16 protein-coding genes and 1 tRNA gene are annotated in these 21,939 nt (G+C 70.9%); 8 read left to right on the forward strand and 9 right to left on the reverse strand.

Going from position 1 to position 21,939, the window contains the following annotated elements; genetic code table 11:
- Positions 1–44: 44 nt before the first annotated feature.
- From cydD to ACIRF8_RS24945, 3 genes are all read left to right on the forward strand, one after another.
- Positions 45–3,653 (forward strand): thiol reductant ABC exporter subunit CydD, encoded by a 3,609-nt coding sequence (gene cydD, locus ACIRF8_RS24935; RefSeq protein WP_404217823.1) that lies wholly within the window; start codon positions 45–47, stop codon positions 3,651–3,653.
- A gap of 10 nt (positions 3,654–3,663) precedes the next feature.
- The gene (locus ACIRF8_RS24940) at positions 3,664–5,376 is read left to right on the forward strand and encodes a GAF domain-containing sensor histidine kinase (protein ID WP_404217825.1); all 1,713 of its coding nucleotides are present in this window, start codon (positions 3,664–3,666) and stop codon (positions 5,374–5,376) included.
- Between the two features lie 146 nt (positions 5,377–5,522).
- A complete protein-coding gene (locus ACIRF8_RS24945; RefSeq protein WP_404217827.1) occupies positions 5,523–6,599 on the forward strand; it encodes a M23 family metallopeptidase in 1,077 nt (358 codons plus the stop codon).
- Between the two features lie 43 nt (positions 6,600–6,642).
- Here the strand turns inward: ACIRF8_RS24945 and ACIRF8_RS24950 are convergent, their stop codons facing one another.
- From ACIRF8_RS24950 to ACIRF8_RS24970, 5 genes are all read right to left on the reverse strand, one after another.
- Positions 6,643–7,539, reverse strand: a complete 897-nt coding sequence (locus ACIRF8_RS24950) for an HAD hydrolase family protein (protein ID WP_404217829.1) — start codon at positions 7,537–7,539, stop codon at positions 6,643–6,645.
- Between the two features lie 120 nt (positions 7,540–7,659).
- On the reverse strand, positions 7,660–8,601 hold the full coding sequence (locus tag ACIRF8_RS24955) for an LLM class flavin-dependent oxidoreductase (RefSeq protein ID WP_404217832.1): 942 nt from the start codon (positions 8,599–8,601) through the stop codon (positions 7,660–7,662).
- Positions 8,602–8,855: 254 nt separating this feature from the next.
- Positions 8,856–9,773, reverse strand: a complete 918-nt coding sequence (locus ACIRF8_RS24960) for a MerR family transcriptional regulator (protein ID WP_404217835.1) — start codon at positions 9,771–9,773, stop codon at positions 8,856–8,858.
- Between the two features lie 190 nt (positions 9,774–9,963).
- Positions 9,964–11,733 (reverse strand): SDR family oxidoreductase, encoded by a 1,770-nt coding sequence (locus tag ACIRF8_RS24965; protein WP_404218196.1) that lies wholly within the window; start codon positions 11,731–11,733, stop codon positions 9,964–9,966.
- An 11-nt stretch (positions 11,734–11,744) separates the two neighbouring features.
- Positions 11,745–12,587 carry a M24 family metallopeptidase gene (locus ACIRF8_RS24970; RefSeq protein ID WP_404217838.1) on the reverse strand — a complete coding sequence of 281 codons (843 nt, stop codon included), beginning with the start codon at positions 12,585–12,587 and terminating at the stop codon, positions 11,745–11,747.
- 293 nt (positions 12,588–12,880) lie between these two features.
- On the opposite strand from ACIRF8_RS24970, the gene ACIRF8_RS24975 reads away from it, so the two are divergent.
- The 5 genes from ACIRF8_RS24975 to ACIRF8_RS24995 all read left to right on the forward strand — a co-directional run bounded on the left by ACIRF8_RS24975 (position 12,881) and on the right by ACIRF8_RS24995 (position 16,789).
- A complete protein-coding gene (locus ACIRF8_RS24975; protein ID WP_404218198.1) occupies positions 12,881–13,840 on the forward strand; it encodes an ABC transporter ATP-binding protein in 960 nt (319 codons plus the stop codon).
- Positions 13,830–14,732 (forward strand): ABC transporter permease subunit, encoded by a 903-nt coding sequence (locus tag ACIRF8_RS24980; protein WP_404217841.1) that lies wholly within the window; start codon positions 13,830–13,832, stop codon positions 14,730–14,732. Before ACIRF8_RS24975 ends, ACIRF8_RS24980 begins: the two co-directional genes overlap by 11 nt.
- On the forward strand, positions 14,729–15,640 hold the full coding sequence (locus tag ACIRF8_RS24985; RefSeq protein ID WP_404217844.1) for an ABC transporter ATP-binding protein: 912 nt from the start codon (positions 14,729–14,731) through the stop codon (positions 15,638–15,640). The genes ACIRF8_RS24980 and ACIRF8_RS24985 overlap by 4 nt, the downstream gene beginning before the upstream one ends.
- A 10-nt stretch (positions 15,641–15,650) precedes the next feature.
- Positions 15,651–16,370, forward strand: coding sequence for an ABC transporter permease (locus tag ACIRF8_RS24990; RefSeq protein WP_404217846.1), 720 nt, complete (start codon positions 15,651–15,653; stop codon positions 16,368–16,370).
- Positions 16,371–16,703: 333 nt separating this feature from the next.
- Positions 16,704–16,789: transfer RNA gene (locus ACIRF8_RS24995), tRNA-Ser, on the forward strand.
- Positions 16,790–16,836: 47 nt separating this feature from the next.
- On the opposite strand, the gene ACIRF8_RS25000 is transcribed toward ACIRF8_RS24995, so the two are convergent.
- The 4 genes from ACIRF8_RS25000 to efeB all read right to left on the reverse strand — a co-directional run bounded on the left by ACIRF8_RS25000 (position 16,837) and on the right by efeB (position 21,934).
- Positions 16,837–17,661, reverse strand: coding sequence for an HAD family hydrolase (locus ACIRF8_RS25000; RefSeq protein ID WP_404217848.1), 825 nt, complete (start codon positions 17,659–17,661; stop codon positions 16,837–16,839).
- Between the two features lie 24 nt (positions 17,662–17,685).
- Entirely contained in the window at positions 17,686–18,957 is a 1,272-nt protein-coding gene (gene serS / locus ACIRF8_RS25005) for a serine--tRNA ligase (RefSeq protein WP_404217851.1), read from the reverse strand.
- A gap of 645 nt (positions 18,958–19,602) precedes the next feature.
- Positions 19,603–20,535: a prephenate dehydratase gene (pheA, locus tag ACIRF8_RS25010; RefSeq protein WP_404217854.1), complete on the reverse strand. Its 933-nt coding sequence runs from the start codon at positions 20,533–20,535 to the stop codon at positions 19,603–19,605.
- Positions 20,536–20,635: 100 nt separating this feature from the next.
- Positions 20,636–21,934: an iron uptake transporter deferrochelatase/peroxidase subunit gene (gene efeB, locus ACIRF8_RS25015; RefSeq protein ID WP_404217856.1), complete on the reverse strand. Its 1,299-nt coding sequence runs from the start codon at positions 21,932–21,934 to the stop codon at positions 20,636–20,638.
- Positions 21,935–21,939: the final 5 nt, after the last annotated feature.

The raw sequence follows: 21,939 nt of genomic DNA on the forward strand, positions 1-21,939 counted from the left end.
TCCGTGCCTTCGGGCCGACGTGCCTCCGTGAGGGTGTGTTTCACGTGAAACCGATCGACCAGCGCCTGCTCCGGTACGCCCGGGCCACCCGCCTCTTCCTGTTGGCCGTGGTCGTCCTCGGCGCCGCCGGGGCCGGTCTGGTCATCGCTCAGGCCATGCTCATCGCCGAGGTGGTGGTGGGGGCCTTCCAGCACGGCTTCGACGTCGCTCAGCTCCGGACGCCGTTGCTGCTGCTGGTGGTGGTCGCGGCCGGGCGGGGGCTCGTCTCCTGGCTGACCGAACTGGCCGCGCACCGGGCGAGCGCGGCGGTCAAGTCGGAGCTGCGGGGCCGGCTGCTGGAGCGGGCCTCGCTGCTCGGTCCCGGCTGGCTGAGCGGGCAGCGCACCGGCTCGTTGGTCGCCCTCGCCACGCGCGGTGTGGACGCCCTCGACGACTACTTCTCCCGCTATCTGCCGCAGTTGGGGCTCGCGGTGGTGGTACCCGTGGCGGTGCTCGCCCGCGTCGTCACCGAGGACTGGGTGTCGGCCGCGATCATCGTCGGCACCCTGCCTCTCATCCCGATCTTCATGATCCTCATCGGCTGGGCCACCCAGTCCCGCATGGACCGGCAGTGGCGGCTGCTGTCCAGGCTGTCGGGGCACTTCCTCGACGTGGTCGCCGGTCTGCCGACGCTGAAGGTCTTCGGCCGCGCCAAGGCGCAGGCGGAGTCCATCCGCACGATCACGGGCCAGTACCGCAGGGCGACGATGCGGACCCTGCGGATCGCCTTCCTGTCGTCCTTCGCCCTGGAACTGCTCGCGACCCTGTCCGTCGCCCTGGTCGCCGTCACCGTCGGCATGCGGCTCGTCCACGGCTCCATGGACCTCTACGTAGGACTCGTGATCCTTGTCCTCGCGCCCGAGGCGTATCTGCCGTTGCGCCAGGTCGGGGCCCAGTTCCACGCGGCGGCCGAGGGGCTCGCGGCGGCCGAGGAGATCTTCGCCGTCCTGGAGACGCCCTTGCCGCCGGCCGGGACGGAGCCGGTCCCGGCCGCCATGGACATCGTGTTCGACGACGTCTGTGTCCGCTATGAGGGACGCACCGACGACGCCGTCTCCCATGCCTCCTTCGCCGTCGCCGCCGGGGAGACCGTGGCGATCGTAGGACCCAGCGGGGTGGGCAAGTCGACGCTCCTGGGCGCTCTGCTGGGCTTCGTACGTCCCTGCGCCGGGCGGGTGCTTGTCGGGGGTGCCGAGCTGTCCACACTGGAGCGGGAACAGTGGCACGCGCGCGTGGCGTGGGTTCCGCAACGACCGCAGTTGTACGCGGGGACGATCGCGGACAACGTGCGGCTCGCCCGCCCCGACGCCGACGACGCGGCGGTGCTGGCCGCACTGGGGGAGGCCGGGGCGCTGGCATTCGTCGAGGCGCTGCCCGACGGGATGCGCACCGAACTCGGCGAGGACGGGTCCGGCCTGTCGGCGGGGCAGCGGCAGCGGCTCGCGCTGGCCCGGGCTTTCCTCGCCGACCGGCCGGTCGTGCTGCTCGACGAACCGACGGCCGCACTCGACGGCGAGACCGAGGCGGGCATCGTCGAGGCGGTACGCAGGCTGGCCGTGGGCCGCACCGTGGTGCTGGTCGTGCACCGGCCGGCCCTGCTCGCCGTCGCCGACCGGGTGGTCCGTCTGGAGGCGCCCGGCGCGGATGATCGGGTGGTCCGTCTGGAGATCCCCGGCGCGGCTCAGTCGTCAGGTCAGCCCCTCGCGGCGGCGTCGGGGACGCGCGAGCCGGGTACGGCCGACGCCCTTCCCGCGACCGTTGCCGTCCCCGCGACCGGTGATGTCTCCGCGGCGGCCCCCGCTGTTCCCGCGGCCCGTCGAACACCGGGAGTGCCCGACGACCGGCGGCGTCACGTCCTCACCCGCCTCCGGGCCGCCGCGCGTCCGCGCCGCTCGCGCCTGGCTCTCGCGCTGTTGCTCGGGGCGCTCGCGCTCGGCAGCTCGGTCGGTCTGATGGCGACCAGCGGCTGGCTGATCTCGCGGGCCTCGCAGCAGCCGCCCGTGCTGTACCTGATGGTCGCGGTGACGGCCACGCGCGCGTTCGGCATCGGCCGGGCCTGTTTCCGGTACGCGGAGCGGCTCGTGTCGCACGACGCCGTGCTGCGGATGCTGGCCGACACCCGGGTCGCCGTCTACCGGCGCCTGGAACGGCTCGCGCCCGCCGGCCTTCGCGCGACCCGGCGCGGTGACCTGCTCTCCCGGCTCGTCGCCGACGTGGACGCCCTCCAGGACTACTGGCTGCGCTGGCTGCTGCCCGCGTCGGTCGCGGCCCTCGTAGGGACGGGTTCCGTGGCGTTCACGGCATGGCTGCTGCCCGCGGCCGGTGCCGTACTCGCCGTGGGACTGCTGCTCGCCGGGGTCGGTGTGCCGCTGCTCTCCGGGGCTGTGGCCCGCCGTGCGGAACGGAGGCTGGCCCCCGCGCGCGGGGTGCTCGCGACCCGGGTGGCCGAGCTGCTGACCGGCACCGCGGAACTCACCGTCGCCGGTGCGCTCCCCCGCCGTACGAAGAAAGCCGCGGAGGCCGACTCCGTGCTCACCCGGATCGCGTCGCGCGCGGCCACCGCGACCGCGCTGGGGGACGGACTCACCGCGCTGATCACCGGCCTGACCGTGGCCGGCGCGGCACTGGCCGGGGTGCAGGGCGTCCGCGCCGGTCAGCTCGACGGGGTCACCATGGCGGTCGTCGTCCTGACGCCGCTGGCCGCGTTCGAGGCGGTGCTCGGACTGCCGCTCGCCGTCCAGTACCGCCACCGCGTCCGCAAGAGCGCCGAGCGCGTCCACGAGGTCCTGGACGCCCCCGAACCCGTACGGGAGCCGGAGCGGACCGCACAGGCGCCGCGGGACCCCTTCCCGGTCGTCGTGCGGGATCTCGTCGCCCGGTACGAGGGGCAGTCGCGGCCCGCACTCGACGGGGTCGATCTCACCCTGGAGCGCGGTCGCAGGATCGCCGTCGTCGGCCCCTCCGGATCGGGCAAGACCACGCTGGCCCAGGTCATGCTGCGCTTCCTCGACGCGGACGCCGGGACCTACACGCTCGGCGGCATCGAGGCCGACACGCTCGAAGGAGACGCCGTACGCCGCTTGGTCGGGCTGTGCGCCCAGGACGCCCACCTCTTCGACAGCAGCGTCCGAGAGAATCTGCTGCTCGCCAAGAAGGACGCGACCCAGGAGGAACTGCGGGCCGTGCTCGGTCGCGTACGTCTCCTGGAGTGGGTGGACGCGTTGCCCGACGGGCTCGACACCTTGGTGGGCGAGCACGCCGCGCGGCTCTCGGGCGGGCAGCGGCAGCGGCTCGCGCTGGCCCGCGCGCTCCTCGCCGACTTCCCGGTCCTGGTCCTGGACGAGCCGGCCGAGCACCTCGACCTGGAGACGGCGGATGCGCTCACCGCGGATCTGCTGGACGCCACCCGGGGACGTACGACGCTGCTGATCACGCACCGGCTCGCCGGTCTGGAAGCGGTCGACGAGGTGATGGTGCTCGACGGCGGACGGGTCGTCCAGCGTGGCCCGTACGCCGACCTGGCCCTCGTGGAGGGTCCGCTGCGGCAGCTCCGGGAGCGCGAGAGCACGGCGGAGCAAGGAATCCGACTTTCCACCCTAAGCGGGACTATCTAGGCTCAAGGGCATGGCAGCGTCCCCGGCATCCTCCGCTCCGAACCCGGGCGAACCCACCGCGGCCCCTCACGACCTGCAAGGGCTGTCCACGGAGCTGACCGCGCGCGTGCCGCAGCTTCTGGAGGCGATGCGTTCCGTCGGCACCGGCCTGGAGCTGCACTCCACGCTCGACCGGATCTGCGAGACCGCCGCCGAACTGGCCGACGCCACGTACGCGGCGATCGGCGTCATCGCCGAGGACGGCCACGGACTCTCGGACTTCGTGTACCACGGCATCGACGCGCGGACCGCGCTCCGGATCGGACGGCTGCCCGACGGGCACCGGGGACTGCTCGGCGCGCTCATCCACGACCCCGTACCCCTGCGCCTGGCCGATCTCGCGGACGACCCGCGCTCCTGCGGGTTCCCGGCGGACCATCCGCCGATGCGGACCTTCCTCGGCGTGCCCATCCGCGTCCAGGGGGAGATCTTCGGAAACCTCTACCTCACGGAGAAGCGCGGGGGCGGCGAGTTCAACGACCACGACCTGGACATGGTCAGGGTGCTCGCCACGGAGGCGGGCATCGCCATCGGCAACGCACGCCTCTATGAAGCGGCCAGACAGCGGGAACGGTGGATCGACGGGTCCGTGGCCGTCACCACCGCGCTGTTGTCGGGCGGCGACGCGGACGAGGCGCTGCAAGTGGTCGCCGAACAAGCACGCAAGCTCTCCGAGTCGGCCGCCGGCATAGTGCTGCTGCCGACCGAGGAGGGCGGCATGGAGATCGTCGCCGTCGCCTCGGACGAGCCCTCCGCCGCGCTCGGCGTGATCGTCCCGCCTGAGAGCGAGATCATCTCCGAACTCCTGGGCGGGGAAGCCGTGTTCATCGACGACTCCGCCACCGATCCCAGGGCGATGACCGACCTCGCGCGGGGGTACGGCCCGGCCATGCTGCTGCCGCTCCGGAGCGACGGGCGCGTCCTGGGGACGTTGGTGACGCCCCGCGCGCGTGGGGAGCGTCCTTTTTCGGAGGTGGAGCGCACGCTCGCCACGCAGTTCGCCTCGCAGGCCGCGCTGGCGCTGATGATGGCCGAGGCACAGCGCGACCGGGAACGGCTCGCTGTCTTCGAGGACCGCGACCGTATCGCACGCGATCTGCACGACCTCGTCATCCAGCGCCTGTTCGCGACCGGGATGATGCTGGAGACGGCCCAGCGCCGCTCCGTGGTGCCCGAGGTGCAACAGGGCGTCGGCAAGGCCGTCGACGAGCTGGACGTCACCATCCAGGAGATCCGCACCGCCATCTTCGCGCTCCAGCAGGGCCCTGCCGAGGCGCCGTCGAACCTGCGTACCCGCGTGTTGCGGGAGATCAACATGGCCGCTGTGCCGCTCGGGTTCACGCCCTCGCACCGCTTTGTGGGACCGGTCGACGCGGTCGTCGGTGAACTCACCGGCAAGAACCTCATCGCGGCCCTGAGGGAGACCCTTTCGAACGCGTTCCGGCACGCCAAGGCGTCACGGATCGATGTCGTCGTCGACGCGACCGCGCTCCTCCCGGACGGCGCGCACGGCGTCCGCCTGACGGTCGCCGACGACGGCGTCGGCATCCCGGAGGGCGGTCGGCGCAGCGGCCTGAGGAACCTCAAGAGGCGCGCCGAGTCACTGGGTGGCGACAGTTGGTACGGGCCCGGGACCGGCGCCGACGGGGGTGGCACGGCCGTCGTCTGGCAGGCACCTCACTGACGACCCCGGTGACCGAGCGGGTCACGGGCAGGGCGCTGTCGGTACCCGGTTCGGCGGTACGTCCCTGCGCCGTACGGGGCAAGGTTTCCCCCAGCCGTACGAGTCTGCGCACGAGCGGACGCAGGGCACGGGCAGGCATCCCGGTCATGCGCCCACGTCCTTGCCGCTCCTCAGTCGTCACGGTGCTGCTGTGCGCGTTCTTCACGCTCCTCGCTCTCACCGGGCCGTGCGCGCCCGCGCAGGGCGGAGAGGGCCCAGAGCCGAGTACCAAGGCGGAGGAGCCAGAGGCGAGCACCAGGGTGGCGCGTCTCTTCGAGAAGGCGTCGGCTGCGACGCAGCGCTATGAGGCAGGGCGCAGGGCGGCCCACGTCCAGGAGGCAAGGGCGCGACGCACGGAGCGGTTGCTCGCAAGGGAGCGGCGCGGCATCACACTCCTCCACAACGATCTCGGCCGTATCGCCCGCGCCCAGTACCGCAGCGGCGGTGACCTCCCCCTCACGGCACGGATGCTGCTGTCCACCGACCCCGAAGAGCTGGTGCACGGACAACGGGCCGCCTGGCAGGCCGACCTGGCACTCGACAATGCCGTGAGCAGAAGCCGTCGCGCCGAGCGGAAACTCGCCGAAGGGCAGCGCGAGGCGACCGCCCAATGGCACTCCTTACGGGAGCGCACCGTTCGGCTGGCTCAACTGAAGAAGCGCATCGAGCGCCGACTCGCACAGGCGCAGGGGGAGTTGCAGGGTGCCGCCGACCGGTCGGTGACGGCCGGCCAGTGCCGTGGTGCCGTACGACTCGACCAGCCGGGATTCCACGCCCCGCGCGCGTGGGTGCCCCCGGTGGAGAGCTACGAGCTGTCCGCGGGCTTCGACGAGGCGGGCGGGCGCTGGTCGCACCGGCACACCGGGCAGGACTTCGCGGTCGACATCGGAACGCCCGTGCGGGCCGCCGGTGGCGGGCGCGTGGTCAAGGTGTCCTGCGGCGGCGGCTTCGGCATCGAGGTCGTCGTGCGCCATCCGGGCGGTTACTGCACGCAGTACGCGCACCTCGCGGCCGTCACCGTCGACCAGGGCGAGAAGGTGCGGGCAGGGCAGTGGCTCGGCCAGTCCGGGACCACGGGCAACTCGACCGGGCCGCACCTGCACTTCGAGGTGCGGCTCACGCCGTACTGGGGGTCCGGGGTGGATCCGGTCCAGTGGTTCGCCGAACGGGGCGTGCGACTTTAGGGCCTGCCGCACGCGCGGGCGGCGGTGCGCCCCTTCGGCCGCGTCAGCGGGCGGCCAGGATGGACTCGATGACGCGGGCCACGCCGTCCTCGTTGTTGGTCGCCGTGACGCCCGTCGCCGCGCTCAGCACGTCGGGGTGCGCGTTGCCCATCGCGTAGGACGTACCCGCCCAGGCGAGCATCTCCATGTCGTTGGGCATGTCCCCGAAGGCGACGACCTCGGCGGCGGAGATGCCGCGCTCCGCGCAGCACAGTTCGAGCGTGCTGGCCTTGGAGACGGACCGGCCGCTGATCTCCAGCAGGGCGCTCGGGCTGGAGCGGGTGATGACCGCCAGGTCGCCGACGGCGGCGCGCGCCAGGGCCAGGAACTCATCGGGGCCGAGTTCAGGGTGGAACGCGAGCACCTTCAGAACCGGCTGGTCGGCCACGGCCGAGCCCTCGCGGTCCGCGGTGAGCAGCTTCTCGGCCGGTGCGACGCTCTCGCCCGGGTCGAGATGCAGCGGCGGATACGTCGGCTCGTGGTGCAGGCCGCCGGTCCGTTCGACCGCGAACGAGGTCCCGGGGGCCGCCGCGCGCAGCAGGCGTACGACGTCGAGCGCGTCCGGGACGGGCAGTTCCCGGATCTTGACGAACCGGTGGTGCCCGGGGCCACCGTGCAGGTCCACGACGGCGGCGCCGTTGCCGCAGATCGCGAGACCGTGACCGTGTACGTGGTCGCTGACGACGTCCATCCAGCGGGCCGGGCGGCCCGTCACGAAGAAGACCTCGACACCGGCCTCCTCAGCGGCGGCCAAGGCGGCCACCGTCCGAGGGGAAACGGTTTTGTCGTCATGCAGCAGCGTGCCGTCGAGATCCGTGGCGATCAGCCGGGGCGCGGGGGCGGAGGGGGCCGGGGTCCGGGGCCCAGGAGTCGGTGAGGTCACCGCTCCATCGTCGCTCATCCGGGTGCACGGGCGTGCGGCGGGGCGCGCAGATGAGTGCTCTCCTGGCGCATGCGCCCCGCCTGCCCTGTGTCGCGACGGGCCGTCGCGGGCCGCCCCGGGGCGGGTACGGCCAGAGCGTCAGCCGAGCTGGGCGAGGGCCTGCGTCGCGATGGCCTCGAAGACCTTCTGGTCGGCCGCGAAAACGGTGTCGGGGATCGGCCAGTGCAGGACGATCTCGGTGAAGCCCAGCTCACGGTGGTGGCCCGCGAAGTCCACGAAGGCGTCGACGGACTCCAGGGGACGACCGCGGTCCGGGGTGAACCCGGTGAGCAGGACCTTGTCGAGTTCGGCCACGTCGCGGCCGATGTCCTCGCACGCGGCGGTCAGCCTTTCCACCTGGCCGCGAATGGCTTGAATCGACTCCTCGGGGGTGCCCGTCTCGTACAGCTTCGGATCGCCGGTGGTCACCCACGCCTGTCCGTGGCGGGCGGCCAGCCGGAGTCCGCGCGGCCCGGTCGCGGCCACCGCGAAGGGCAGCCGGGGGCGCTGCACACAGCCCGGGATGTTCTGGGCGCCACTCGCCGAGTAGAAGGTGCCGTCGTGGGAGACGGTGTCCTCGGTGAGGAGCCGGTCGAGCAGGGGGACGAACTCGGCGAAGCGGTCGGCCCGCTCGCGCGGCGTCCATGCCTCCTGGTCGCTGCGGGAGAGGGCGCTCGCGTCGAAACCGGTGCCGCCGGCGCCGATGCCCAGCGTGATCCGGCCGCCCGAGATGTCGTCGAGGGAGATCAGTTCCTTGGCGAGCGTGACGGGGTGCCGGAAGTTCGGGGACGTCACGAGGGTTCCGAGGCGCAGTCGCTCCGTGACGCCCGCCGCGGCGGTCAGTGTCGGGACGGCACCGAACCAGGGGCCGTCGCGGAACGGCACGCGCCAGGACAAGTGGTCGTACGTGTACGCGGTGTGGAAGCCCAGCGTCTCGGCCTGCCGCCATGTCTCACGGGCACCCTCGTGCCAGCGGCGAGAGGGCAGGATCACGGTGCTCAGGCGGAACGGGGTCTGGGGCGTACGGGCCGTGTCGGTCATGCCTGCGAGCGTATGCGGAAGGGGCGGGTGGTGCTTGAGGTGCCCGGGACGAACGGCGCCGAGGCACTTCGGCTCGGCTCACACGGAAGCGGGTGAGCCGGTCCGGTGGGCGTCATCCGCAGTGCACGCACATTTCACGCGCGCGATCGGACTCGCATGTTTGATCCACAGCCAAGTGCGTTTATCCACAGGCGTGTTGACGTAACTGGGGATAACTGGGCGCCATCCTGCGGGGGTTGGCCAACTATGTACCGCTAAGCCCCTTTTGTCGCAAGGGCGTCCAATGTCCTTGCTTGTACCTCGCGTTCAGTGGCCGCGGCGACGAACGCGGCGACGTTCTCCGGACCAACCAGCTCCCGCACCGCGCGCATTGTGTCGGCGGGTATCGCCACGGATTGCCGCTCTTCTCCAGGAGCGGGAGAGACGCCTTCGGAAAGGTGACGGTGCAGGTGCCGCGTCGCGAACAGGCGCATGGCGCGCGCGAGTTCGGCATCGACCGACTGCTGGGCGAGGGGTCGCAGACGCCGTACGAGCGACGCGGCTTCTGCGGCTTCGATGTCGGTCGGCGGGTGCGGACCGAGATAGCGCGCGAACACGTGCTCGGTCGTGAACTCCAGGAAGCGGGCGGCAATGTGCTCGACCTGGCCGCGCAACTCCCTTAGATGGCCGGAGATTGCGGGAAGCGGCACGCCCGCCGCGTACAACTCCGCTGCGACGGCCAGCTCTTGAGGGCTCGGTACGAGGAATTCGTCGTCGCGTCCGGGTACGGGTTCGAGCACGCCCAGGTCGAGCGCGTCCCGCACCGCGGCTTCGTCGGGGTGACCGCCGAACCGCTCGTCGAGCTCCGCGCGCGTGATGCGCCCCGCCCGCTCGTCCGTCCACGGCCCGTCCACCTCGGCGACCAGGCCGAGCACTCCGCCCAGGCCGCGGCCCGCGTCCCAGGCCTCCAGGAGCTCCTTGATGGAGGCCAGGGTGTAGCCGCGGTCGAGCAGGTCAGCGATCTGGCGCAGCCGGGACAGATGCGCGGAGGTGTACACGTTGGCCCGGCCGCGGCGCTCGGGCCGGGGCAGCAGCCCGCGGTCCTGGTAGGCGCGGATCGTGCGGACCGTGGCACCGCTGTGATGGGCCAGGTCCTCGATCCGGTACTCGGGGACCGACTGCTGCTCCGTCACACCTCACACCCCCTGGCCGTGTCTGTTCGTCCCCGCGGAAGCCCCGGCCGCTCACCCGCACGACGCCGCCGCACGGTCGACGGCCTTGAGCGGCGCATCCTTCCACGAGCGATGGTACGACCGGGCGCACAGGCCGGCACACGGTCGCACCCCGCTGCCCGGGCATGACCACGCGTGCCACCTTCCGGGTTCACAGCGGCGGGTTCAGCCGTGCGATCGCCCGCAGTGCCCCGGGAGCGAAGCGCGACAGGAGGCGGGCACCGCGGGCCTCGGGCGTCACGGGGACGACCGCCTTGTTCTGCGCGACGGCGCTCAGGATCGCGTCGGCGACCTTCTCCGGCGGATAGTTCCGCAGGCCGTACAGGCGCGCGGTCTTCTTCTGGCGGCGCTTCACCTCCTCGGCGTCGACCCCGGCGAAGTGGGCCGTCGCGGTGATGTTGGTGTTGACCAGGCCGGGGCAGATCGCGGAGACCCCGATGCCCTGCCCGGCCAGCTCGGCGCGCAGGCATTCGCTGAGCATGAGCACCGCGGCCTTGGAGGTGGAGTAGGCGGGGAGCGCCTTCGAGGGCTGGTACGCCGCCGCCGACGCGGTGTTGACGATGTGGCCGCCCTGCCCGCGCTCGGCCATCTGCCTGCCGAACAGGCGGCAGCCGTGGATGACACCCCACAGGTTCACGTCGAGGACCTTCTTCCAGTCCTCCGGCGACGTCTCGAAGAAGGACCCCGACAGACCGATCCCCGCGTTGTTCACCAGGACGTCGAGGACGCCGTACTCGGCGGCGACCTTCTCGGCGAGTTTCTCCATGGCCTGTTCGTCCGTGACGTCCACGGTCTCGGCCCATGCCTCGGGTGCCCCGACGAGCCGCGCCATCTCGGCGGTCCGGGAAGCGCCCTCGGCGTCCCGGTCGACGGCGACGACGCGCGCGCCCGCCTCGGCGAACGCGAACGCGGTGGCCCGGCCGATGCCACTGCCGGCGCCGGTGACCAGGACGAGCTGCCCGCCGAACCGGTCCGCGTACCTGCCGTCGGCCGCTCTGCGCGCGCCGGACACACCGGCCCCCTGTTCCTCGTGCGCCGTGACGAACTCGCCGATCCAGGCCGTGAGCTGGTCGGGCCGGGTGCGCGGCACCCAGTGCTTGGCCGGCAGCGACCTGCGGGTCAACTGGGGCGCCCACCGTTCGAGCCGGTCGTAGAGCCGAGGGGAGAGGAAGGCGTCCCCGAGAGGCGTGATGAGCTGCACGGGCGCGTGCGCGTAGGCGTCGTCACGCGGTCGGCGCAGCCTCGCCCGTACGTTGTCCCGGTACAACCATGCCCCGTGTGCCGCGTCGGAGGGCAGCGAGGGCGTCGGGTAGTCGCCCGACGGCACCTTCTCCACACGCTCCAGAATTTTCGGCCAGCGCTTGCCCAGCGGTCCGCGCCAGGCCAGCTCGGGCAGGACCGGGGTGTGCAGCATGTACACGTACCAGGACTTCGCGCCCTGCCCGAGCAGTTGACCCACCTTGCGGGGCGTGGGCCGCTTCACCCGGTTCTTGATCCAGTGACCGAAGTGGTCGAGCGACGGGCCTGACATCGAGGTGAAGGAGGCGATGCGGCCCTGGGTGCGGCTGACCGTGACGAACTCCCACGACTGCACCGACCCCCAGTCGTGGCCCACCAGGTGGACCGGCCGGTCCGGGCTCACGGCGTCGACGACCGCCACGAAGTCGTCGGTCAGCTTCTCCAGGGTGAACCCACCGCGCAACGGGGTCGGCGCTGTGGAGCGACCGTGCCCGCGGACGTCGTAGAGCACGACGTGGAAGCGGTCCGCGAGGCGCGTGGCGACCTCCGACCAGACCTCCTTGGAGTCCGGATACCCGTGCACGAGGACGATCGTCGGCCGGGCCGCGTCGCCCAGCTCGACGACGCACAGCACGATCCCGCCCGTACGCACCCAGCGCTCGCGCGCGCCATGGATCCTCATGAGGTCCGTCATCAGATGCCCTCCGCCCAGCGCCGCACGTGCGGCAGATCGTCGTCCAGCCAAAAAGCGCTCTCCACCGGGTCCTTCGAGTCGGTCACCACAAGGATCTCCTCGAACTTGGCGCCCGTCCCACGGAACCCGAGATGCGGCTCCACCGCCCACAGACCGGGGTGCGGCGGGTGATCGGAGAACCGGTACGGGGACCACAAGGGTGACCAGCCGTCCCGGTGCCCGTGCAGCGCGTCGCTCGCCAGCCCCTTCAACGCCTGTGTGCCGAAACCGAACAGGGTGGGGTCGACCCGCCGCACCTTGACCCGGTCGATCTTGTGCGCGATGACACCGAAGGGATACGCGCGATGCCGGTTGGCATATCCCTGGCGGGCCATCAACCGGTCGACGTCCTCGTAGATCTCGCGCAGCGGGCGCCGCTCGCGGACCTCGCGCAGGAGCAGCTCACGATGTGCCTCCAGGTCGGAGAGCAGCTTGTCGTGCAGGGGGTTGAGGCCGAGACAGCCGGAGTACCCGATGTCCGCCGTGCAGCCGTCGAGGACCGGGGCCATGTCGAGGATGAACGGCATCCCCGGCTCGAGCTCACGGTTCGTGGGGAAGAACTGGAGCGGCACCCGGAAGTTCACGAACGCCGTGCGGTCCCCGAACCAGGCGAAGGGCAGATGGAACCAGTCCCGCACCCCGCGCTCGCGCAGCCATCTCCGCTGCATCCGGGCCGCTTCCCGCTCCGTCACACCGGGGACGAGCTGCGCCGCCACCGCTTCCGCGCACTCGTACGCGAGCCTCTGGACCGCTCTGAACCCCCGCAGATCCGCGGAGAGCTCCCCTACCCCTGCTGAGGCCATGCCACCGTCCGTCCGTGTCGCGGCCACCCGTGACCGGGCCGTCGCCCTACGCGCTCGTAACTTGACACTGATGAATGTGACAATGCTCGGCGGCGGCGTCAAGGGGTCCGCGACAGTCTGTGGAGAACGACCGCGTTGTGCACAGACCCGCCACCGTCACGGGTGACAGATCCGCAGGCCGAGGGCTACTCAGGGGGGATCCCTAGGGACCCGTAATACTCAGGTCTCATACAGGTCGACCCTGTGGTCTGACGAAACCGAGTGTCCTGCGCCACTACGGTCGAACCGTGACTGTGATCGCGACCGAAAGCCTGAGCAAGCGGTTCCCCCGGGTGACCGCACTTGACCGGCTGACCATGGACATCGGGCCCGGGGTGACCGGACTCGTCGGGGCCAATGGAGCCGGCAAGTCCACCATGATCAAGATTCTGCTCGGTCTGTCCCCCGCCTCGGAGGGCCGGGCCGAAGTGCTGGGTCTCGACGTCGCGACCAAGGGCGGTGAGATCCGCGAGCGCGTGGGATACATGCCCGAGCACGACTGCCTGCCCCCCGACGTCTCGGCCACCGAGTTCGTCGTCCACATGGCCCGCATGTCGGGGCTGCCGCCCACCGCCGCCCGCGAGCGCACCGCCGACACACTGCGCCACGTCGGGCTGTACGAGGAGCGCTACCGCCCCATCGGCGGCTACTCCACGGGCATGAAGCAGCGCGTGAAGCTGGCCCAGGCCCTCGTTCACGACCCGCAGTTGGTGTTCCTGGACGAGCCGACGAACGGCCTTGACCCGGTCGGCCGCGACGACATGCTCGACCTCATCCGCCGCGTCCACACCGACTTCGGCATCTCCGTCCTCGTCACCTCGCACCTGCTCGGTGAGCTGGAGCGCACCTGTGACCACGTCGTCGTCATCGACGGCGGCAAGCTCCTGCGCTCCAGTTCCACCACCGACTTCACACAGAACACGGCGACGCTCGCCGTCGAGGTCACCGACAGCGACGAACACCCGGACGGGACAGCCGCTCTGCGGGAGGCGTTCGCCCGGCGCGGCATCGAGACGACCACCGGCGGTGAGCTGCCCGGCGCGGGCCACACCGTGCTGATCACCGCACAGGGCGAGGAGACGTACGACATCGTCCGGGACGTCGTCGCCGACCTCGGCCTCGGCCTGATCCGCATGGAGCAGCGCAGGCACCACATCGCGGAGGTCTTCCGCCCCACCGCACAGCAGACGGGAGGCTCGCGCGATGACCACTGAGCCCATGGCCACGGACCGTGCGTCCACCCAGATCCACAACATCGGCTACCGCCACTACGACGGCGCCCGCCTGGGCCGCGCGTACGCCCGCCGCTCGCTGTTCTCCCAGAGCCTGCGCGGCGCGTACGGACTCGGCCGCTCGGCCAAGTCCAAAGTGCTGCCGATGCTCCTCTTCGTCGTGATGTGCGTCCCCGCGCTGATCATGGTCGCGGTCGCCGTCGCCACCAAGGCGAAGGACCTCCCGGTCGACTACACGCGCTACGCGATCGTCCTCCAGGCGGTGATCGGCCTCTATGTCGCCTCGCAGGCGCCGCAGGCCGTCTCCCGCGATCTGCGCTTCAAGACGGTGCCGCTGTACTTCTCGCGCCCCATCGAGCGAGTGGACTACGTAGCCGCCAAATACGCCGCCATGGCGTCGGCTCTGTTCGTCCTCACGGCCGCCCCGCTGCTCGTCCTCTATGTAGGCTCTCTGCTCGCCAAGCTGGACTTCACCGAGCAGACCAAGGGATTCGCCCAGGGACTGGTCTCCGTGGCGCTGCTGTCACTGCTCTTCGCCGGAATCGGACTCGTGGTCTCCGCCGTCACGCCCCGCCGCGGGTTCGGTATCGCCGCCGTCATCGCCGTCCTGACCATCTCCTACGGGGCGGTCTCCACGGTCCAGGCGATCGCCGACACGCAGGACAACGGGAGCGCGGTGTCCTGGCTCGGCCTGTTCTCACCGATCACGCTCATCGACGGCGTACAGACCGCCTTCCTCGGTGCCACCTCCGCCTTCCCCGGCGCCGACGGCCCCTCCACGGGCCAAGGCGTGGTCTATCTGCTCGTCGTACTCGGGCTCATCGCCGGCTCCTACGGACTGCTGATGCGCCGCTACCGGAAGGTCGGACTGTGACCGCCATCAACATCGACCACGTCTCACGCTGGTTCGGCAACGTCGTGGCCGTCAACGACGTCACGATGACGATCGGCCCCGGCGTGACCGGCCTGCTCGGCCCGAACGGCGCGGGAAAGTCCACCCTCATCAACATGATGGGCGGCTTCCTCGCCCCGTCGAACGGGACGGTGACGCTCGACGGACAGCCGATCTGGCGCAACGAACAGATCTACCGCCACATCGGCATCGTCCCCGAGCGCGAGGCGATGTACGACTTCCTCACGGGAGAGGAATTCGTCGTCGCCAACGCCGAACTGCACGGCCTGGGCACAAAGGAGGCCCGCAAGGCGCTCGCCACGGTCGAGATGGAGTACGCGCAGGACCGCAAGATCTCGACGTACTCCAAGGGCATGCGCCAGCGCGTGAAGATGGCGTCCGCGCTCGTCCACGAACCGTCCGTACTGCTCCTGGACGAGCCGTTCAACGGCATGGACCCGCGCCAGCGCATGCAACTCATGGACCTGCTGCGACGCATGGGGGACGAGGGGCGCACCGTTCTCTTCTCCTCGCACATCCTCGAAGAGGTCGAGCAACTCGCCTCCCACATCGAGGTGATCGTCGCCGGGCGCCATGCCGCCAGTGGCGACTTCCGCAAGATCCGCAGGCTCATGACGGACCGCCCCCACCGCTATCTGATCCGCTCCAGCGACGACCGGGCCCTGGCCGCCGCGCTGATCGCGGACCCGTCCACAGCGGGTATCGAGGTCGACCTCAAGGAAGGCGCGTTGCGCGTCCAGGCCGTCGACTTCGGCCGGTTCACGACGCTGCTGCCGACGGTCGCCCGGGCCCACGGCATCCGCCTGCTCACGGTCTCGCCGTCCGACGAGTCCCTCGAGTCCGTCTTCTCGTATCTCGTCGCGGCGTAGGAGGCCACTGATGTACGACCCCACTGTCGCCCGGCTTACCTACCGGGCCCTGCTCGGCCGTCGCCGGGCCCTCATCCTCTTCGCGCTGCCCGTGCTGCTCGTCGTGATCTCCGCGCTGGTGCGCGGCCTCACCGGAGCCGACGACCAGACCGCGTCCGACGTCCTCGGCGGCTTCGCGCTCGCCACGATGGTGCCGCTCATCGGCGTCATCGCGGGTACGGGCGCCATCGGCCCCGAGATCGACGACGGGTCCGTGGTCTATCTCCTGTCCAAGCCGGTCAAGCGGCCCACGATCATCTTCACGAAGCTCATCGTGGCCGTCGCCGTGACCATGGTGTTCTCGGCCGTCCCGACGCTGATCGCGGGCCTGATCCTGAACGGGAACGGGCAGCAGATCGCCGTCGCCTACACGATCGCCGCCCTGGTGGCCTCCATCGCGTACGCCGCGATCTTCCTGCTGCTGGGCACGGTGACGCGCCACGCGGTCGTCTTCGGCCTCGTCTACGCCCTCGTGTGGGAGGCGCTGTTCGGCTCCCTGGTCGCCGGGGCCCGCACCCTGAGCGTGCAGCAGTGGTCGCTCGCCGTCGCGCACAAGGTGGCCGGCGGCGACCTCGTCACCTCGGACGTGGGGCTGCCCGCCGCGACGGTGCTGCTGGTGGCCGTGACCGTACTGGCGACCTGGTACGCGGGTCAGCGGCTGCGGTCCCTGAAGCTGGCGGGGGAGGAGTAGGAACCGTCCTCCGGGCCCGCGCCGACGACTGCCGGGGCGGGCCGCCCGCACGCTCGTCGCGCCACCGACGCGTACCCCCCGGTTAATTCGGTGGCGTCGAACGGGCCGCAGGCGCAGAGTAGTTGTCGTCACACCGCGTCGGCCGAACACCGGCGCCCGTCCACCGGGAGAGGAGCGCGACGATGTCCGTCAGCAGTCCGTCGAGCTCCCTGCGGGGCAGCCCGAGGCAGGCTCCGGAGTAGCCACTCGCTCCGTCGAGCCCCGCCCCAGGGGTGTTGCCCGGGGCGGCCGCTTCGAGCGCGTGTCCTCAGGCGGCACGCGGGCCGCCCACCCGGAGGATTGGCCGAGTGGAAAGGCACCGGCTTGCTAAGCCGTGGTCGGGGTGACACCCCGCGCGCGTTCGATCCGCGCATCCTCCGCAAGCGACCCGCGCCCCCTGCCGGGCGGTCGGGTCACCGCAGCGACCTCAGCCCAGCAGGCGCTCCAGCACGACCGCGATGCCGTCGTCCTCGTTCGACGCCGTGACCTCGTCCGCCACGGCCTTCAGGCTCTCGTGCGCGTTGGACATCGCCACGCCGTGGGCGGCCCAGGCGAACATCGGGATGTCGTTGGGCATGTCGCCGAAGGCGATCGTCTCGGCGGGCTTCACCCCCAGGCGCCGGGCCGCGATCGAAAGACCCGTGGCCTTGGAGAGGCCGAGCGGGAGCAGCTCCACGATGCCCTCGCCCGCCATCGTGACGCCCACCAGATCACCGGCCACGGTGCGGGCGACCTCCGCGAGCTGGTCGTCGCTCAGCCCCGGGTGCTGGATGTACACCTTGTTGAGGGGCGCCGCCCACAGCTCCGCGACGTCCGTGAACGGGTCGGCCGGCAGATGGCCCTCCCCCTCCCGGTAGCCGGGACCCACGATGACCTTGCCGTCCAGCCCGTCGCGGCTCGCGGCCAGCGCCAGCGGGCCGATCTCCGCCTCGATCTTGGAGAGCGCGAGCCCGGCGAGCTGCCGGTCGAGCGTCACCGACGTGAGGAGCCGGTGCTCCCCCGCGTGGTAGACCTGCGCGCCCTGCCCGCACACCGCGAGACCGTCGTAGCCGAGGTCGTCGAGGATGTGGCGGGTCCAGGGCACGGCCCTGCCGGTCACGATGATGTGCGCGGCGCCCGCGGCGCCGGCCGCGGCGATCGCCGCGCGCGTCCGCTCGGAGACCGTGTCGTCGGGACGCAGCAGCGTTCCGTCGAGGTCGGTCGCGACGAGCCTGTACGGGAAGGCGGGGGCGGGGGGAGCGGGATGGCTCACTTGGTGATCGGCTCCAGGCTGCGGTTACTTGGGGTCAAGAGTGGTGCGTCCCCCGAGGTACGGCCGCAGCATCTCGGGCACGCGCACGGAACCGTCGGCCTGCTGGTGGTTCTCCAGGAGGGCGACGATCGTGCGGGGCACCGCGCACAGCGTCCCGTTCAGGGTGGCGAGCGGCTGGACCTTCTTACCGTCGCGCATCCGGATCGACAGGCGGCGCGCCTGGAAGCCGTCGCAGTTCGACGCTGAGGTCAGCTCGCGGTACTTGCCCTGCGTCGGGATCCACGCCTCGCAGTCGAACTTGCGCGAGGCCGAGGAGCCGAGGTCACCCGTGGCGACGTCGATCACCTGGAAGGGCAGTTCGAGGCCGGTCAGCCACTGCTTCTCCCAGTCGAGGAGGCGCTGGTGCTCGTTCTCCGCGTCCTCGGGAGCGACGTACGAGAACATCTCGACCTTGTCGAACTGGTGCACGCGGAAGATGCCGCGGGTGTCCTTGCCGTACGTGCCCGCCTCGCGCCGGAAGCAGGGGGAGAAGCCGGCGTAGCGCAGCGGGAGCTGGTCCGCGTCGAGGATCTCGTCCATGTGGTACCCGGCGAGGGCGACCTCGGAGGTGCCGACGAGGTAGTAGTCGTCCTTCTCCAGGTGGTACACGTTCTCGGCGGCCTGGCCGAGGAAGCCGGTGCCCTCCATGGCGCGCGGGCGCACCAGGGCCGGGGTCAGCATCGGCGTGAAGCCGGCCTCGGTGGCCTGCGCGATCGCCGCGTTCACCAGCGCGAGTTCGAGGAGCGCGCCGATGCCCGTCAGGTAGTAGAAGCGCGAGCCGGAGACCTTCGCGCCGCGCTCGACGTCGATGGCGCCGAGCGCCTCGCCGAGCTCCAGGTGATCCTTGGGCTCGAAGCCCTCGGCGCCGAAGTCGCGGATCGTGCCGTGCGTCTCCAGGACGACGAAGTCCTCCTCGCCGCCGCGCGGGACGTCGGGGTGCACGATGTTGCCCAGCCGGAGGGCGAGACGCTGGGTCTCCTCCTCGGCCTCACGCTGGTCGGCCTCGGCGGCCTTCACCGCTCCGGAGAGCTCGCCCGCCTTCTTCAGCAGCTCCTGCTTCTCCTCGGGCGAGGCCTTGGGGATCAGCTTGCCGAGCGACTTCTGCTCGGAGCGGAGTTCGTCGAAGCGGAGCCCGGACGACCTGCGCCGCTCATCGGCGGACAGGACGGCGTCGACGAGCGCGACGTCCTCTCCACGGGCGCGCTGGGAGGCGCGAACACGGTCGGGGTCCTCACGGAGCAGGCGAAGGTCAATCACCCCTCCAGGCTACCGGTGCGGGGTTCCGGCTCTCGACCCGATATCCGTTGTGTAGCTTTATGCCCTATTTGACGGAATGCGAATTAAGGGCAGAACGGGACCGAAAAAGATCGATGAGAAACGCTTGAGTGCCGGTCGGGTGCCCGTCAATGAAATCCCCCGCTTTCCCCCGAAGGGCAGATACGCAGTGAGGGCTTGACCCGACTCCCTTGCGGCGGCCGGGACTTGAGGCTTCGTTGTCCACAGGAGGGTGAGGCTCTGGGCAGTTATCCACAGGCTGTGAGGAAGATCTGTGGACACCGGAAGAGATCGTTCCGAAAGCCGCATGTATCGCGAAGGATTCACGTTCCAAACCCGCTACATGCTCACTTTCGGGTGTAAATGCTTCACTCCAAAGAGTTGATCAAGGCAAAAGAGTGGACGACGGGTGACGTGTGGGGCTGTGGACCCACTTGGGGGCTGTAGGGCGATTTGTCGACCATGTCACGCCTTCCTGTCGACTTGTCCCCAGGTCGAGAAGCGCCCTGTGGATAACTTTTGTGGATGGAGACAATCCGCTGGTCGGACCGGGTGTCGTGCTGGCGACCAGCCGTACCGAGCGGTGGAGAACTGCGATCGGGCAGGGCGACGCCGTGAGTGAAGCCGCTAGAACCGGCCGTCCTGGCAGCGGGCCAGCCAGTCGGACGCCGCCACGAACTCGTCGTCCGACGTCCCGGTCCGCAGCGGACGCACCTCCTCGGGGGCCACACCGGCCCGCGGGTACGAACCGAGGTAGCGCACCTGCGGGCACGCCCGTTTCAGGCCCATCAGCGCCTCCGCCACCCGGCGGTCCGAGATGTGGCCCTCCGCGTCGATGGCGAAGCAGTAGTCACCGATGCCCTTGCCGGTGGGCCGGGACTGCAACAGCATCAGGTTGACCCCGCGGATCGAGAACTGCTGGAGCAGTTCCATGAGTGCGCCGGGGTGGTCGTGGAACTGCCAGATGACCACCGATGTCTTGTCCGCGCCGGTCGGAGCCGCGGGCCGGGCGGGCCTGCCGACCAGGACGAACCGGGTCTGCGCGTTCTCCGCGTCGTGGATCTTGGTGACCAGCGGTTCGAGCCCGTAGCGCGCGGCGGCGAACTCCCCGGCGAAGGCGGCGTCGTAGCGGCCCTCCTGCACGAGGCGGGCGCCGTCCGCGTTCGATGCCGAGGACTCCCAGGTCACCTCGGGCAGATGGGCCTTCATCCAGTTGCGGACCTGGGGCTGGGCGGCGGGGTGCGCGGTGACCGTCTTGATGTCGCCGAGCTTCGTGCCGGGGCGCACGAGCAGCGCGAAGGTGATGCTGAGCAACACCTCGCGGTAGATCATCAGCGGCTCGCCCGCGACCAGCTCGTCGAGGGTGGTGGTGATGCCGCCCTCGACGGAGTTCTCGATCGGCACGAACGCGGCCTCGGCCTCGCCGCCGCGGACGGCGTCGAGCGCCGCGGGCACGGACACCATGGGGATAAGTTCCCTGGTAGCCGCCTCCGGGAGCGTACGCAGAGCGACTTCGGTGAAGGTGCCCTCAGGACCGAGATACGCGTAGCTGGCTGGCATGGGGTCACCCTAGTGGCCCCTGTCCGGGGCGTCTCGTGGACGTGTCCCGAGGTCCCGCGCCTCCCGCACGGGACAAGCCGCGGCGCTCGAAGACGCGTTCTCAGCCCTCCAACAGCTCCTGCCCCACGTAACCGCCCTCCCGCGCGCCGCCCGGCACCGCGAACAACCCGCTCGCCTCGTGCCGGATGAACCGCGACAGGGCGTCACCGCGGTCGAGCTTGCGCTGCACCGGTACGAAGCCGCGCAGCGGATCCGCCTGCCAGCAGATGAACAGCAGCCCGGCGTCCGGGGTGCCGTCCGGGCCGAAGCCGTCGTGGAAGGAGAACGGGCGGCGCAGCATCGCGGCGCCACCGTTCTGGTCGGGGCGGCTGATGCGGGCGTGCGCGTTGATCGAGACGACGAGGTCACCGTTCGCGTCCGTCTTCTCCAGGTCGGGCTCGGTCGTCTCGTCGCCCCCGGTCAGCGGGGCGCCGGTCGACTTCGTCCGCCCGATCACGTCCTCCTGCGCCGCCCTCGACTGCTTCTCCCAGTCGTCGAGGAGCATCCGGATCCGCCGTACGACGACGTACGAGCCGTCAGCCATCCACGCGGGAGAGCCCGAGGGCGTGCCGGACCCCGCCCCGGACCCCGGCACGAAGATGCGCTTGTCGAAGTCGGGGTCGGTGGGTTTCGGGTTGTTGGTGCCGTCTATCTGGCCCATCAGATTGCGGGTCGTCATGGGGTGGCCGGTGGCGCCGGGCGAGCGGTTGAAGCCGTTCATCTGCCAGCGCACCTTCGCCGCCCCGCCCGTGTCCTTCTGGAGCGCGCGCAGCGCGTGGAAGGCGACGAGGGAGTCGTTGGCGCCGATCTGGACCCACAGGTCACCGTTGCTGCGCGCCTTGTCGAGGTGGTCGGAGAAGAAGTCCGGCAGTGGGTCGAGCGCCGTCGGGCGCTGCTTCTCCAGCCCCGTACGGGCGAAGAAGCTGTGGCCGAAGCCGAAGGTGACGGTGAGGGAGGAGGGGCCCGCGTCCCGGGCGACGTCCGTGTCGTCGGACGCCGACGCCTTGCCCGCCATCAACCGCTCGGCCGTCGCCGACCAGCGGCGCAACAAGGCGGCGGCCTCCTTGCGGCCCGCCCCCGCGGCCAGGTCGAACGCGACGAGATGGCCGCAGGATTGCATGGGCGTGGTGATGCCGGGCTGATGTTTCCCGTGAAACATCACCTCGTCCGTGCCGAGAGACGTCAACGCGGCTTGCCGCTCGGGCGCGTCCGAGGAGGCCACCGCGTATCCCGCGCCCGCGCCGACGGCACCGAGGGCGACGCCGGTGGCGCCCGCCGTCCCGATGAGACGGCGTCGGGTGATGCCCGCGGCGGGCGCGGAGTCCGCCTGCGGAGCCGTACGGCTTTCGGTGTCAGCCATGGTGG

The organism is Streptomyces sp. NPDC102406 (assembly GCF_044765725.1).
Lineage (GTDB): Bacteria > Actinomycetota > Actinomycetes > Streptomycetales > Streptomycetaceae > Streptomyces.